Source organism: Longimicrobiaceae bacterium, from assembly GCA_036375715.1.
In the GTDB taxonomy this organism is placed as follows: Bacteria; Gemmatimonadota; Gemmatimonadetes; order Longimicrobiales; family Longimicrobiaceae; genus DASVBS01.
In genome coordinates this window covers 1-13,116 of sequence record DASVBS010000027.1, presented here as the reverse complement: position 1 = coordinate 13,116, position 13,116 = coordinate 1, and the positions used below count along the sequence as shown (strand labels likewise).

The window sequence follows — 13,116 nt, the reverse complement described above, 5'->3', positions numbered from 1 at the left end:
GCGCGTACGCCGTCCCCACAGCGATGCCCCCAGAGGAGCGGGCGGCAGACATCACTTTCTCCGGCCGGGTGCTCGACGGCGAGTCGGGAGACCCGATCCCGAACGTCACCGTCACGCTGCGCGGTACATCGCACGGCACGGTCAGCGATCGCGGCGGGATGTACCGCCTGATGGTCCCCCGGACGGAGCTCGCCAGCGCGGAGGCAGTTCTGGAGGCCAGCCACCGGGGTTATGAACGGGCGGAGGTGCCGGTTTCCGTAGTCGGCGATTCGGTTCGCCGCGACATTCCGCTGCGACCCGCGAGGGTCGAGCTCGCGCCCGTAACCGCAGCGCAGGTTGCCGGCGCGGACGGCGGCATGTCGATCGTCGGCGCGCCGCCACCGATGGCGGTGCCCGCGAAGCGAGCCGCTTTCTCCCAGTTCAGCCTGCATCCGCGGCATCCCGATTGGAACACCGAGCAGTACGCCTACATCGAGGAGAACGGCTTCCTGGCGGCCGATCAAAACCCGCTCTCCACCTTCTCCATCGACGTCGATCGCGCATCGTACGCCAACCTGCGGCGGTTCATCCTGGAGGGGCAGCTGCTCCCGCGCGACGCCGTGCGGATCGAGGAGATGGTCAACTACTTCCCCTACGACTACCCGCAGCCCGAACCGGGAAGCCCGTTCTCGATCACCACCGAGGTCGCATCAGCCCCATGGAATCCGGCGCACCGGCTGCTGCGCATCGGCCTGCGCAGCCCGGAGGTGGAGCGCGAGAACCTCCCTCCCAGCAACCTCGTCTTCCTTATCGACGTTTCCGGCTCGATGCAGGGACCCGACCGCCTCCCGCTGGTCAAACAGTCGCTCCGCCTGCTGGTGAACGAGCTGAGGGCGAGCGACCGGGTGGCGATCGTGGTGTACGCCGGCGCCGCGGGACTGGTCCTCCCGTCCACTTCAGGAACGGAGAAGACCCGCATCATGGAGGCGATCGATCGCCTCGAAGCCGGCGGATCGACGGCGGGAGGGGCGGGACTTCGCCTGGCCTACGACGTCGCTCGCGAGAACTTCATCCGCGGCGGCAACAACCGGGTGATTCTGGCCACCGACGGCGATTTCAACGTCGGGGTTTCCAGTGACGCCGAGATGATTCGCCTGGTGGAGGAGAGGCGGCGGGAGGGGACCTTCCTCACCGTGCTCGGGTTCGGCCGCGGCAACCTGAAGGATGCCAGGATGGAGCAGATGGCCGATCACGGGAACGGCAACTTCGCCTACATCGACGGCCTGCTCGAGGCCCGCAAGGTCCTGGTGAGCGAGATGGGTGGCACCCTCCTGACCGTGGCCAGGGACGTGAAGATCCAGGTGGAGTTCAACCCCGCAAAGGTGCGCGCCTACCGGTTGATCGGCTACGAGAACCGCACCCTCGCCGCAGAGGACTTCAACGACGACCGGAAGGACGCGGGAGAGCTGGGCGCGGGTCACACGGTCACCGCGCTCTACGAAGTGGTACCGGTTGGGGCGGACACGGATGTGGAAGTTCGGGACGTCGACTCGCTCCGCTACCAGACGCCGACCCGACCGTCGGACGGCTCGCGGGCTGCAGAGTTGGCTTTCGTGAAGGTCCGCTACAAGGATTCCGACCGGGAGCAGAGCCGGCTGCTGGAGCACCCGGTACCGGACCGGGTGGACCCGCCGTCCCGAGACCTCACCTTCGCCGCCGCGGTCGCGGGCTTCGGCATGCTCCTGCGCGAGTCGGAGCACCGCGGCTCGCTCGACGTTCACCAGGTACTGGAGCTGGCGCGCCGCGGCCAGGGTGAAGACCCGGAGGGCTACCGAGCGGACTTCATCTCCCTGGTGCAGGCGTACCGGCGCCTGCCGCAGCGAGGGGTTGAAGAGGCTCCTCACTGGCGCTGGTGAATCGACCCGTCATCTTTTCCACTCAACCTGCTCGCGAGATCTGGGAGGAACTGAGGAGCGACACGACGCCACGGGCGTAGCGCCCAGGTCGGAGCAGGAGGGATTCGGCGCGGCGCGATACCACACCTTGGACCGACAGAGGAGATTGCCGATGCTGCGGTGGTCGAGGGGAATCGCGAAAGTCTTTGCGGCCGGCGCTGCGCTCGTGCCGCTGCCGGTGGCCGCGGCAGCCCAGGCCGAGGTCGCCGCCTGGGGGAACCTCGAGGGGGTCCGCATCGAAGAGCACCGCATCCCCTTCGAGACGGGGATCTGCCTGCAGCGGCCGGACGGCAGCGAGATGGTGCGGACCTCCAAGGAGCGGCAGCGTCCCCGCTACGAGCGCGAGGGCCCCGTGCGTCGCGTCGCCTCCTCGCTAGGAGGAATCAGCTTCCGCCAGACCGTCGAGGACGTGGGCCGGGGAACGGCAGCCCTCGATCTGGCGGTGGTGGCCGACACGCAGGGTATTCCGGCTCGCATCACCTTCTGCGTGGACCTCCCGAGCGAGGTCTACTCGGCGGGGCTAGCGGAATGGATCGGGGCCGCAGAGGGAGATGACAATGTGCCCCTCGGCAAGGTCCAGGGAAGCGCCACCACCGCCGCCGAGCGGCGCGCGCAGGGCATCCGCTTCGTCACCGACTCGCAGCAGGTCGAGATCCGCTTTCAGGCGCCTGTATCGCTCCGGCTCGGCCGGTCCGACCGCAACGGCGGCTCGATTCGCCTCGAGGCACTGATCCTTCCCGAGAATTCCGCGGCAGGCGACAGCGCCCGGAAAGAGATCACGATCCGCGCTGACGGGGTGATCGATCGCTCTCCGGTGCAGGTGCACGTGCGGAGCACCCGACCGGGGCGCGCTTTCGACGGCGTCGGCGGGAACTTCCGTCTGCAGAACCCCGAGCTCGATCCGCAGGTTATCGAGTACAACCTGGAGAACCTTCGGGTCGCCTGGGCCCGAGTCGAGCTGCCCTGGCGCCAGTGGCACCCGGAGGAGGACATGGATCCCCTCGCCGAAGCCCGCGCCGGAAGGCTGCACCCGCGAGTCCGCCAGGCGATGGAGATGGCCCGCGAGCTGAAGCTGCGGGGGATGACCGTGGTGGTCAGCATCTGGTTCCCGCCGGACTGGGCCATCGTGGGCGGTGGAGAAGCCGAGCACGAACCGGGTGAGCACGGCGACCCCCTCGACCCGGCGAAGATGGCGAAGATCTATGAATCCATCGCCGACTACCTCGTGTTCCTGAAGGAGGCGTATGGGGTCGAGGCGGCGATGTTCTCGTTCAACGAGTCGGATCTCGGCATCGACGTCCGCCAGACCGCCGAGGAGCACGCGGCGCTGATCCGGGGGCTGGGCGCCTATTTCGGGGAGCGGGGCCTGGCCACCGGGATGCTGTTCGGCGACACCTCGGACGCGACCGCGATGGACTTCATCGTGCCCGCCATGCGTGACCCTGAGGCGCTCCGCTACGTGGATGCCGTCTCCTTCCACTCCTGGCGGGGCTGGACAGACGAGATCCTGAGCTACTGGGGTGAGGCGGCACGCCAGCTCAACGTGCCGCTGCTGGTGGGCGAGGGGAGCACCGACGCCGGCGCATGGCGGTACCCGGCCATCTTCAGCGAGCCGGCGTTCGCTCTGGAGGAGATCCAACTCTACGTGCGGATGATGGCGCTGGCGCAGCCGCTCTCCATCCTCCAGTGGCAGCTCACCTCCGATTACTCGTTGCTCGTGGGCGGGGGCGTTTTCGGCGACTCGAGCGAGCTGCGTCCGACGCAGCGCTTCTGGAATCTGAAGCAGCTTGCCTCGTCGCCGCGCGGCTTCCATCTACCCACCACCTGCGACCATCCCTTGGTGAGCTGCGCCGCGGTGGGGAACATCGCCGCCGGCGAGTACGCGGTGCACCTGGTGAACGACGGCGCGGCGCGGGGGGCGGTGGTGAGCGGACTCCCGCCGGAGGTCAGCCGGCTGAGGGTGTTCGTAACCGACTCGAATCGGGGAATGGAAGAGCTGGAGAGCGTGCCGGTGGTCGACGGGAGTGCGCGGGTGACATTGCCGGCGCTCAGTTTCACCACGCTGGTGGCCGGGTCGCAGTGAGTGCCCTCGAACGCCGATGAGCGTGTGCCGTCGAACGAGGCTGATTGCGGGAGGCGCTGGAGCCGGCGGACCCCCTCGCGCTAGCCCGCTCCGGGCGGCTGCCCTCGAACCGCGAAGAGGGCGAGACATAGTAGTACTGTGGGCAGCCTGCGCGGGCCGGCGCCGAACGCGCGCGGTTGAACGTCGATCAGCCTGACGGCTCGGTAGCCGGTAGAAGCCCGCTGACCCGCTACGGGTGGTGGCGCGAGCGTTGCTGTCGCCGCCTATCGTGGGGGACACCCCCACCGCAACGCACCGGCTGCAGCTCGCCGTCACCCGGTGGCCGCTATGCACGCCTCCGCCCAACCCGACCTCCAGACCGGCCGGACCGTCGCCGTCCGCGGCAGCGTGGTCGACGTCCATTTCGAGGGACCGCTCCCCGCACCGGGGACGCGGCTGGAGGCCGGCCCGGAACGCAGGATGGTGCTCGAGGTCTTCGGTCACCTCGACGAGCGAACCGTCCGGGCGGTGGCGCTGACGCCCACCCGCGGTCTCTCCCGAGGGGCGCCTGTCCACGACACCGGCCGACCCTTCGACGTCCCCGTCGGGCGCGAGTTGCTCGGCCGCGTGCTGAACGTGCTCGGCGAGACGATCGACACCCAGCCTCCCCTGACCGCCGCCGAGCGGCGCCCGCTCTTCCAGCCCCCGGCGCCTCTCACCCAGCTTCGGGCCAGCGCCGAGATGCTCGTCACCGGAATCAAGGCCATCGACCTCCTCGCTCCCATGGAGCGAGGAGGGAAGGCGGGCCTCTTCGGCGGAGCCGGCGTGGGTAAGACGGTGGTGATCACCGAGCTGATCCACAACATGGTGGGGCAGCACGAGGGGGTCAGCATCTTCTGTGGGATCGGTGAGCGCTGCCGCGAGGCGGAGGAGCTGTACCGGGAGATGCGTCATGCGGGCGTGCTGGGGAGCACGGTGATGGTCTTCGGGCAGATGAACGAGCCGCCGGGCGCGCGCCTGCGGGTCGGGCACGCGGCCGTCTCGATCGCCGAGTACTTCCGCGACCGCGAGCGGCAGGACGTGCTCCTCCTCATCGACAACATCTTCCGCTTCGTGCAGGCGGGCGCGGAGGTGTCCGGGCTTCTCGGTCGCATCCCCTCGCGGGTCGGCTACCAGCCCACGCTGGCAGGGGAGCTCGCCGAGCTGCAGGAGCGCATCAGCAACACCGAGAGCGGGGCGATCACCTCGGTGCAGGCGGTCTACGTGCCCGCTGACGACTTCACCGATCCCGCCGCGGTCCACACCTTCGCGCACCTCTCCGCTTCCATCGTCCTCTCGCGCCGCCGCGCCGGCGAGGGGCTCTACCCGGCCGTCGATCCACTCCAGTCGACCTCGAACATCCTCAACCCGCTGGTGGTCGGCCGTCGCCATTACGAAACGGCCCGGGAGGTGCGCCGCACCCTCGCCCTCTACGAGGATCTCAAGGACATCATCGCCATGCTCGGCCTGGAGGAGCTCTCCCGCGAGGATCGGCGGGTGGTGCAGCGCGCGCGACGGCTGGAGAGATTCCTGACCCAGCCCTTTCACACGACCGAGGCGTTCACCGGGCAGGAGGGGCGCACCGTCTCGCTGGAGGACACGCTGGACGGGTGCGAACGAATCCTCAACGACGAGTTCGCCGACCTGCCCGAGCGCACCCTCTACATGATCGGGTCGATCTCCGAGGCGAGGAGGAGTTGATCCGCATGCGCCTGCAGATCCTGCTGCCGACGAGAGTCCTGGCCGACGAGGAGGTGGTCGAGGTGTCGGCGGAAGGGGTGCACGGAAACTTCACCATCCTTCCCCGCCACGTCGACTTCCTCGTGGCGCTCGTCCCGGGACTGCTATCATTCGAGCGCGCGGACGGGAGCGAGCGGTACGTCGCCGTGGACGGGGGGCTCCTGGTCAAGCACGGCGCGGACGTGCTGGTGCCGACCCGGCGCGGGGTGGTCGGGGACGATCTCTACGGCCTGCGGGACCTCGTGCAGCGGGAGTTCCTCGCCGAAGATGAGCGGGAGCGACAGGCGCGCAGCGCCATCGCCCGCCTGGAAGCGGACTTCATCCGTCGCTTCATGGAGCTCGAGTCCCGTGTCACCCTCTGACCCCGAGCCGCCCGAGGATCCGCTCGCTCGGCGCGTCGCGCAGCGGGCCGAGCGGAGGAAGCGAGCCCGGAAGCACCGCGCCCGCGCGACCTGGTTTGGCCTGGGGATGTACGGAATGGTCGGCTGGTCGATAGCCATTCCGACCCTGGTCGGGGTGGCCGTGGGTCTGTGGATCGATGCGCGCTGGCCTGGCCGGTTCTCATGGGCATTGATGCTGCTGGCGGCTGGTCTGCTGGTGGGATGCTGGAACGCCTGGCACTGGGTCTCGGTGGAGCAGCGGGCGATCCAGGGCGACTACCGCGAGGAGGACGAAGGCGAGGACGTGAACGAGGATGAAGACGAGGAGGTGAGGGAGCATGAGTGAGATACCCGCCGCAGCGGTCGCCCTTGCGGGCGCGAGCGGCCTACTGCTGGGCCTCTTGTACTTTGCCACTCTCTGGTGGACCGTGCGCCGGGTCCCTGCTACCCGGCGACCGGGAATGCTGGTGGCGGGCAGCTTCCTGTTTCGCGCCGGGGTCGTGTCGGTCGGGATAGTGCTCGCTTCGGGTGGCCGGCCGCTCCCTCTGCTGGCGGCGATCGCGGGCTTCCTCCTGGGTCGGACGATGTTGATTCGCCGCGTCAGAGCGCCGATTGCAACCGCGGGTGCGATCTCCGGCGGGATCGGCGCGGGAAAGGCGCGTCAGGGGACGACCACGCTCACTGCGCCTGTGGCACCGGCGGGCTCTGAGACACCCGCAGGTTCGCTCGCCGGTCCTGATTCGCGGTGAGGAGGGAGGAATGGAGATCACGCCGGACCAGCTGGTCTACTGGCGGTGGGGTCCGATCGCGGTAAACGCCACCCTGCTATGGACCTGGGTGGTGATGGCGGTGCTGGTCGTGGCCTCCTGGGTGCTCACCAGGGGGCTGCGGATCGACGGAACCATCACCCATCGGCAGAACCTTGTCGAGGCAGTGGTCTCGGTGATCCTCGACCAGATCCGCGAGGTGAGCGGTCAGCGTCCGCAACCGATGCTGCCCTTCGTCGGCACCCTCTTCCTGTTCATTCTCGCCGCCAACCTCCTGACGGTATTTCCGGGCTATCACGCCCCCACCAGCTCGCTCTCCACGACGGCCGCCCTCGCCATCGCGGTCTTCGTCGCGGTCCCGGTGTTCGGCATTCGTCAGCACGGACTGCGCGGGTACCTGAAACACTATGCGCAGCCGTCGCTCTTCGTCCTCCCCTTCACTGTAATGGGCGAGTTCTCGCGCACGCTGGCGCTGGCCCTCCGTCTCTTCGGCAACATGATGAGCGGCGCCGTGATGGTCGCTCTGCTGATGAGCCTCGCGCCGCTCTTCTTCCCCGCGATCATGCAGGCCTTCGGCCTTCTGATTGGCGCAATCCAGGCATACATCTTCGCCGTATTGGCCCTCGTGTACATCGCTTCGGCAACCCGCGCGCACGATCAGGCGGTCGCCAGAACCGGACCTCGAGTGGAGGAATGATGGCAGAATTGAGTGGGCTCGACTGGGTCGGAATCTTTTCGATCATCATGGCCTCGGTCGCGGTCAGCGTCGGATCGATCGCCCCCGCGCTCGCCGAGGGACGAGCTATTGCCCAGGCTCTAGCCGCGATCGCACAGCAGCCGGACGAAGCGAACACGATCAGCCGCACGCTGTTCATCGGCCTGGCGATCATCGAGTCTTCGGGCATCTACTGCTTCGTGATCGCCATCGTCCTCATCTTCGCGAACCCGTTCTGGGGCGCCCTGCTGGCACGCGCGGGTGGGTGAGCAGTGCTGATCGATCCCTTCACCGTCGTTGCCCAGATCATCAACTTTGCGCTGCTGATCTGGCTGCTCACGCGGTTCCTCTACGGCCCCGTGACGCGGGCCATGGAGGCTCGCGAGGCCAGAGTCCGCGAGGAGCTGGCCAGCGCGGAGCTCCTGCGCGCCGAAGCGGCGGCGGAAGGCGAGCGTTACCGCGGCTTGATTGATGACTTCGAGGGGCAGCGGGAAACCCTGTTCGCCGAGGTTCGCGCCGAGGCGGAGGCGTTACGACAGGAGCAGGTGCGGCAGGTCCGCGCCGAGGTGGGCGAGCTGCGGGAGCGCTGGAAGCGAGCGCTCGAACAGGAGAAGGAGGCCTTCCTGCGGGATCTCCGTCTGCAGGTGGGGCAGGGGAGCCTGGAGGTGATCCGCAATGCCCTGCGGGAGCTGGCCGGCGTGGACCTGGAGGAGCTGCTGATCGCGCGCTTCCTGGCTCGGTTGAGGGAGATGAGTGCGGCGGACCGGGATCGCCTGGTCGCCGCCGCACGCCAGGACGGCGGTCTCCTGCGGCTTCGCACCGCCTTCCCCCTATCGCACACGCAACGCGAGGTCCTCACCCGGCAGCTCGCCGAGACCTTCGGCGCCGACTCCATTCCACAGTTCGACACCGATCCGGATCTACTCGCGGGAGTGGAGTTGCGGGCCGGGGGTGTGAAGGTGGCCTGGACGCTTGATGACTACCTCCGCGCGCTGGAGGAAGGGATGCGGGAGGCCTTCCACGGGACATCCGAAGTGGAAACGAGCGATGTCGGGAGTTGAGGAAGGGCTCCGCGAGGAAGCCGCCCGGGCGGCTTCGCTCCTGACCCGCGTGGCGCAAACGAGGGTCCCTGCGCTGACGCTGCGCGAGGTGGGCACGGTCCGATCGGTGGCCCGGGGAACCGCGCGGATCGCGGGGCTTCCGGGGGTGGCATCGGAGGAGATCGTCGAGTTCTCCGGGGGCGTGACGGGCTTCGCCTTCAACCTCGACCCTGACGAGGTGGGGGTGATCCTGCTTGGCGATGAACGTCAGATCGCCGCGGGCGACGAGGTGCGCCGCACCGGACGGGTGGCCGACGTGCCGGTCGGACCGGCGCTTCTGGGCCGGGTGATCGATCCCACCGGTGCGCCGCTCGATGGACGCGGTCCGGTCCGCACCCCTCACCGCTTCCTCCTGGAGCGAGAGGCCCACCCCATCATGGATCGCGCACCGGTCGAGGTGCCGCTCCAGACCGGGATCAAGGTGATCGACGCCCTCGTCCCGATCGGGCGAGGGCAGCGGGAACTGATCCTGGGGGATCGACAGACCGGGAAGACCGCCCTCGCGGTCGACACAATCCTGAACCAGGCCGGCGAGGGTGTGGTCTGTATCTACTGCGCCATCGGTCAGCGAGCCGCCTCCGTCGCAAGCGTGATCGCCGAGCTGCGGCGGCGCGGTGCCCTGGAGTACTCGATCGTGGTGGTCGCCTCGGGAGAGGCGCCACCGGGGCTCCAATACGTTGCGCCGTACGCGGCCACGAGCATCGCGGAGTTCTTCATGGAGGAGGGGCGCGACGTGCTGGTCGTCTACGACGACCTGACCCGCCACGCGCAGGCCTACCGCGAGCTGTCTCTGCTTCTGAGGCGTCCGCCTGGACGTGAAGCCTTCCCCGGCGACATCTTCTACATCCACGCGCGCCTGCTCGAGCGGGCTACGCACCTGCGCCCGGAGCTCGGAGGCGGGTCGCTGACAGCGCTGCCGATCATCGAAACGGAGGCGCAGAACCTCTCGGCTTACATCCCTACCAACCTGATCTCGATCACGGACGGGCAGGTCTACCTCTCGCCCGAGCTCTTCCAGCGGGGAATCCTGCCCGCGGTGGATGTGGGGTTGTCGGTCTCCCGGGTCGGCGGGAAGACGCAGCTCCCGGCCTATCGCTCGGTTGTCTCGGACCTTCGGTTGTCGTACAGCCAGTTCGAGGAGCTGGAGGCCTTCGCCCGTTTCGGCACGCGCCTGGACGAGGACACTCGCCGAACGCTCGCGCGCGGCGAGCGCGTGCGCGAGGTACTGAAGCAGGCGCAGTACGCGACGGTGTCTGCCCCCGCGCAGGTCGTGACCCTGCTCGCTCTGACGGCGGGGCTCTTCGATCCGCTGCGATTGGAAGAGATCGCGGATGCCGAGGTGGTGGTCCGGGACGCGGTTCACGACGAACTGGCCGAGATCTGGAGCCGCATCGACGAGGGTGAGCCGATCGATCCGGTGGACGCCGAGAGGGTTCTTGCGGTCGCGCGGCGGGCGGTGGACGAGGCCTTTGCAAGGAGGTCCGATGCAGACGACTGAGGCCATCCGGCGCCGCCTCGAAACGACCGAGGACCTCCGCTCCATCGTGCGGACGATGAAGGCCCTCGCCACCGTGAGCATCCGTCAGTACGAGGAGGCGCTGGCTTCGCTGGAGGAGTACGTTCGCGGCGTGAACCTGGGGATGCAGGCCCTCCTGCGGTTGCGACCCGGCTCCATCCCGGAGCTTGCCGCGCGGCCCCCGGCGCGTCCCGCGTCCATCGTCTTCGGGTCCGACCAGGGGCTCTGCGGCGCCTTCAACGAGCAGATCGCCACGCATTTTCTGGAGTCATGGGCGCGAGTGAGCGCCGGCGAGACCCCTGGTCCCGTGCTGGCGGTCGGCACGCGTGTGGCCGCTCGCCTCGAAGAGGGAGGGACGAGGCTGGCGGGCATCCTCACCCTTCCTGTCTCCGCGCCCACGATCACGCGGCTGGTGGGGGAGATCCTGGAGCGCATCGACGTGTGGCGGGCCTCGGGCGAGCAGGACGGGGTATATCTCTACTTCAACCGGAACGATTCGAGGTCGATCTACCGTCCGCACACCGAGGTACTGCTCCCGATTCCGGTGGCCTATCTGCGTGCGCTTGCCAGCGCACCCTGGCGACCAAGGGCGGTTCCCGCGCTGTCGACCGATTGGGAGACTCTGTTTGCCGCTGTGGTCCGCGAGTACCTGTTCGTGACGCTACATCGCGCGGTTGCCGAGTCGATGGCCAGCGAACACGCGGCGCGCCGGGCGGCGATGCACTCCGCGGAGCGGAGCATAGACGACCGGCTGGTCGAGCTGCGGGGAGAGCTCAACCAGCTGCGGCAGAGCGCGATCACTACCGAGTTGCTGGATATCGTGTCGGGGTATGAGGTGCTGCGGGGGGAAGAGCCGGTATGAGCAGCATCTGGCGCAGGATTCCGATCTCCCAGATCAGCGTGAAGGCGATGATGGTGGGGTTCTTGATGAACAGGAGAACAGCCCAGTAGACAGGGCGAGCAGATTCCGGTACCCGCGGAGCAATCACCGCATCTGGAATGCGGTCGAAGACGATGAAGACGAGGACGAAGAGGACGAGCTGCACGATCAGGCTGCGCCAGTGCCCCCGCGCAAAGTGACCGATACGCCGCATCCCCTCACGACCATCCAGTCCGCGCAGCCGCTCCTCCCCGGTGATCGCCAGGCGGAATACGAGGACGAACAGGGCCACCCGCGCGGCCGCCGTCACCAGCTCCCCGATAGCGCCGGAGGCCAGGGGAGCCTGCGCCGCCCAGAGCTGGCTCACTGCGCGCTGCGCCGCGGGAATCAGCGAGATTCCCACCACCAGCCCCAGGTGCCGCAGGTAGAACCGTCCCGCCCAGACAGGGACGGCGCAGGCCAGACGGGTTTCGGCTGCTAGAGTCGGTTTCTGCATGGTGATGGCCGTCGACTATCGCCTATCGGCGATCAGCTATCGGTCCGGACCGGGTTTGGAGATTTCTCGGCAGGGCGGCCGCGCCCGAGACAAGACCAACACTCCCGACTGATAACGGATAACGGATAACGGATAACATCCATCCAGGTCCCGACCCGAAGCCGCCATCACGCCTCCCGCGGCACCACCACCACGTCGATTCGACTGCCCCCGCGCAATACCCCGAGAACGACCGGTACGCCGATGCGTTCCTCGTCGAGCAGGCGATGCAGCCCGTCGATGCCGCCGACAGGCTCACCGTCGAGCGCGATCACCACGTCCCCCTCCGCCAGACCCGCCTGGGCAGCAGGGCTACCTGTCTCGACGGTGAGCACCAGTACACCGCCGCCACCGGGCATCCCCAGCGCACGCGCGGCCGCGGACTCGAGCGCCACGTTCTGTCCGGCCACGCCGATCGAGGCGCGGCGGATCCGGCCATTCTGGATCAACCGGCTGGCCACCCATTCGGCGGTGTTGATCCCCACCGCCAGGCAGATCCCCTGTGCCCGCGCGATCACAGCCGTGTTGACCCCCACCACCCGGCCGCCGGAGTCCACCAGCGGACCACCGGAGTTCCCGGGGTTCAGGGCCGCATCGGTCTGGATGATGTCGTCGAGCAGCCGCCCGATCTCGGTCCGGAAGGACCGTCCCACCGCGCTCACTACCCCGGCCGTCACGGTGCTCTGGAAGCCGAGCGGGTTGCCGATGGCGATCACCAGCTGCCCCACGCGCAGGTTGCGCGAGTTGCCGAACTCGACGTAGGGCAAGCGCGAGCCGTCGATCCGCAGCACCGCCAGGTCGGTCGCGGGGTCATCGCCGATCACGGAGGCGACCGATTGACGTCCGCCCTCGAGCTCAACGGAGACGCGCCGGGCGTGGCGAACGACGTGGCTGTTGGTGAGCACCAAGCCGTCCGGGGTGAAGATGAAACCCGATCCGTGGCTCTGCACCGCTCGGTCCCGCCGCCCGGGTCGTCGACCGGGGCCAGGGGCCGCCGCCTCAACGTCCACGCGGACGACGGCGGGACCCACGCGCTCCACCGCGGCCACCACGGCGCGCGAGTAAGCGTCCAGCAGCTCCACGTCGTCGGGCCTGTTCGCCCCGCCAGCCGCGGCCACCGCGCCACCGTCGCCAGCAATCAATTGCAGATGTCGCATTGGATGTCTCGTTCAGGTGGGAGGCTATCGGTCTGGGTTATCCGTTAACCGTTATCCGTTATCCGTCGGGACGGGGTGGTCCTGACACGATAGCCGGATAGCCCCGTAGCCATACACCATGAACTCTCATTTGTATCCATCAGGGTAACGTGAACGACCGGCCACATGGTTAACACTTTAGACCGGACACATAGGTAACAGTCCACACCTGTGAGGGTGTGCGCTTCTCCGGTCGTGCAGCCGGCGGATAACCTTTTCTTGCTCGCTAAGTTGCCCGACGTAGACCGGTCC

The 13,116-nt window shown here is 68.1% G+C and carries 13 protein-coding genes; 11 read left to right on the top strand and 2 right to left on the bottom strand.

The window, feature by feature from the left end:
- From VF167_04830 to VF167_04780, 11 genes are all read left to right on the top strand, one after another.
- Window positions 1-1,895 (top strand): von Willebrand factor type A domain-containing protein (locus VF167_04830; protein HEX6924727.1); only part of this gene is annotated, 1,895 nt, incomplete at its 5' end.
- Window positions 1,896-2,046: 151 nt separating this feature from the next.
- Window positions 2,047-4,017 (top strand): hypothetical protein, encoded by a 1,971-nt coding sequence (locus tag VF167_04825; GenBank protein HEX6924726.1) that lies wholly within the window; start codon window positions 2,047-2,049, stop codon window positions 4,015-4,017.
- Window positions 4,018-4,344: 327 nt separating this feature from the next.
- On the top strand, window positions 4,345-5,736 hold the full coding sequence (gene atpD / locus VF167_04820) for a F0F1 ATP synthase subunit beta (protein HEX6924725.1): 1,392 nt from the start codon (window positions 4,345-4,347) through the stop codon (window positions 5,734-5,736).
- Between the two features lie 5 nt (window positions 5,737-5,741).
- Window positions 5,742-6,137: a F0F1 ATP synthase subunit epsilon gene (locus tag VF167_04815; GenBank protein ID HEX6924724.1), complete on the top strand. Its 396-nt coding sequence runs from the start codon at window positions 5,742-5,744 to the stop codon at window positions 6,135-6,137.
- Window positions 6,124-6,501, top strand: a complete 378-nt coding sequence (locus VF167_04810) for an AtpZ/AtpI family protein (GenBank protein ID HEX6924723.1) — start codon at window positions 6,124-6,126, stop codon at window positions 6,499-6,501. The genes VF167_04815 and VF167_04810 overlap by 14 nt, the downstream gene beginning before the upstream one ends.
- Window positions 6,494-6,904 carry an ATP synthase subunit I gene (locus VF167_04805; GenBank protein HEX6924722.1) on the top strand — a complete coding sequence of 137 codons (411 nt, stop codon included), beginning with the start codon at window positions 6,494-6,496 and terminating at the stop codon, window positions 6,902-6,904. The genes VF167_04810 and VF167_04805 overlap by 8 nt, the downstream gene beginning before the upstream one ends.
- 10 nt (window positions 6,905-6,914) lie before the next feature.
- Window positions 6,915-7,619: a F0F1 ATP synthase subunit A gene (locus tag VF167_04800; GenBank protein HEX6924721.1), complete on the top strand. Its 705-nt coding sequence runs from the start codon at window positions 6,915-6,917 to the stop codon at window positions 7,617-7,619.
- Entirely contained in the window at window positions 7,616-7,906 is a 291-nt protein-coding gene (locus VF167_04795) for a F0F1 ATP synthase subunit C (protein ID HEX6924720.1), read from the top strand. The genes VF167_04800 and VF167_04795 overlap by 4 nt, the downstream gene beginning before the upstream one ends.
- A 3-nt stretch (window positions 7,907-7,909) precedes the next feature.
- Complete coding sequence (locus VF167_04790; GenBank protein HEX6924719.1) at window positions 7,910-8,698, top strand: F0F1 ATP synthase subunit delta; 789 nt, start codon at window positions 7,910-7,912, stop codon at window positions 8,696-8,698.
- Window positions 8,685-10,235 (top strand): alternate F1F0 ATPase, F1 subunit alpha, encoded by a 1,551-nt coding sequence (locus VF167_04785; GenBank protein ID HEX6924718.1) that lies wholly within the window; start codon window positions 8,685-8,687, stop codon window positions 10,233-10,235. Before VF167_04790 ends, VF167_04785 begins: the two co-directional genes overlap by 14 nt.
- Complete coding sequence (locus tag VF167_04780) at window positions 10,222-11,115, top strand: F0F1 ATP synthase subunit gamma (GenBank protein ID HEX6924717.1); 894 nt, start codon at window positions 10,222-10,224, stop codon at window positions 11,113-11,115. The genes VF167_04785 and VF167_04780 overlap by 14 nt, the downstream gene beginning before the upstream one ends.
- On the opposite strand, the gene VF167_04775 is transcribed toward VF167_04780, so the two are convergent.
- Window positions 11,054-11,629 (bottom strand): hypothetical protein, encoded by a 576-nt coding sequence (locus VF167_04775; GenBank protein HEX6924716.1) that lies wholly within the window; start codon window positions 11,627-11,629, stop codon window positions 11,054-11,056. The genes VF167_04780 and VF167_04775 overlap by 62 nt on opposite strands.
- Before the next feature lie 167 nt (window positions 11,630-11,796).
- A complete protein-coding gene (locus tag VF167_04770) occupies window positions 11,797-12,825 on the bottom strand; it encodes a trypsin-like peptidase domain-containing protein (GenBank protein HEX6924715.1) in 1,029 nt (342 codons plus the stop codon).
- Between the last annotated feature and the right edge of the window lie 291 nt (window positions 12,826-13,116).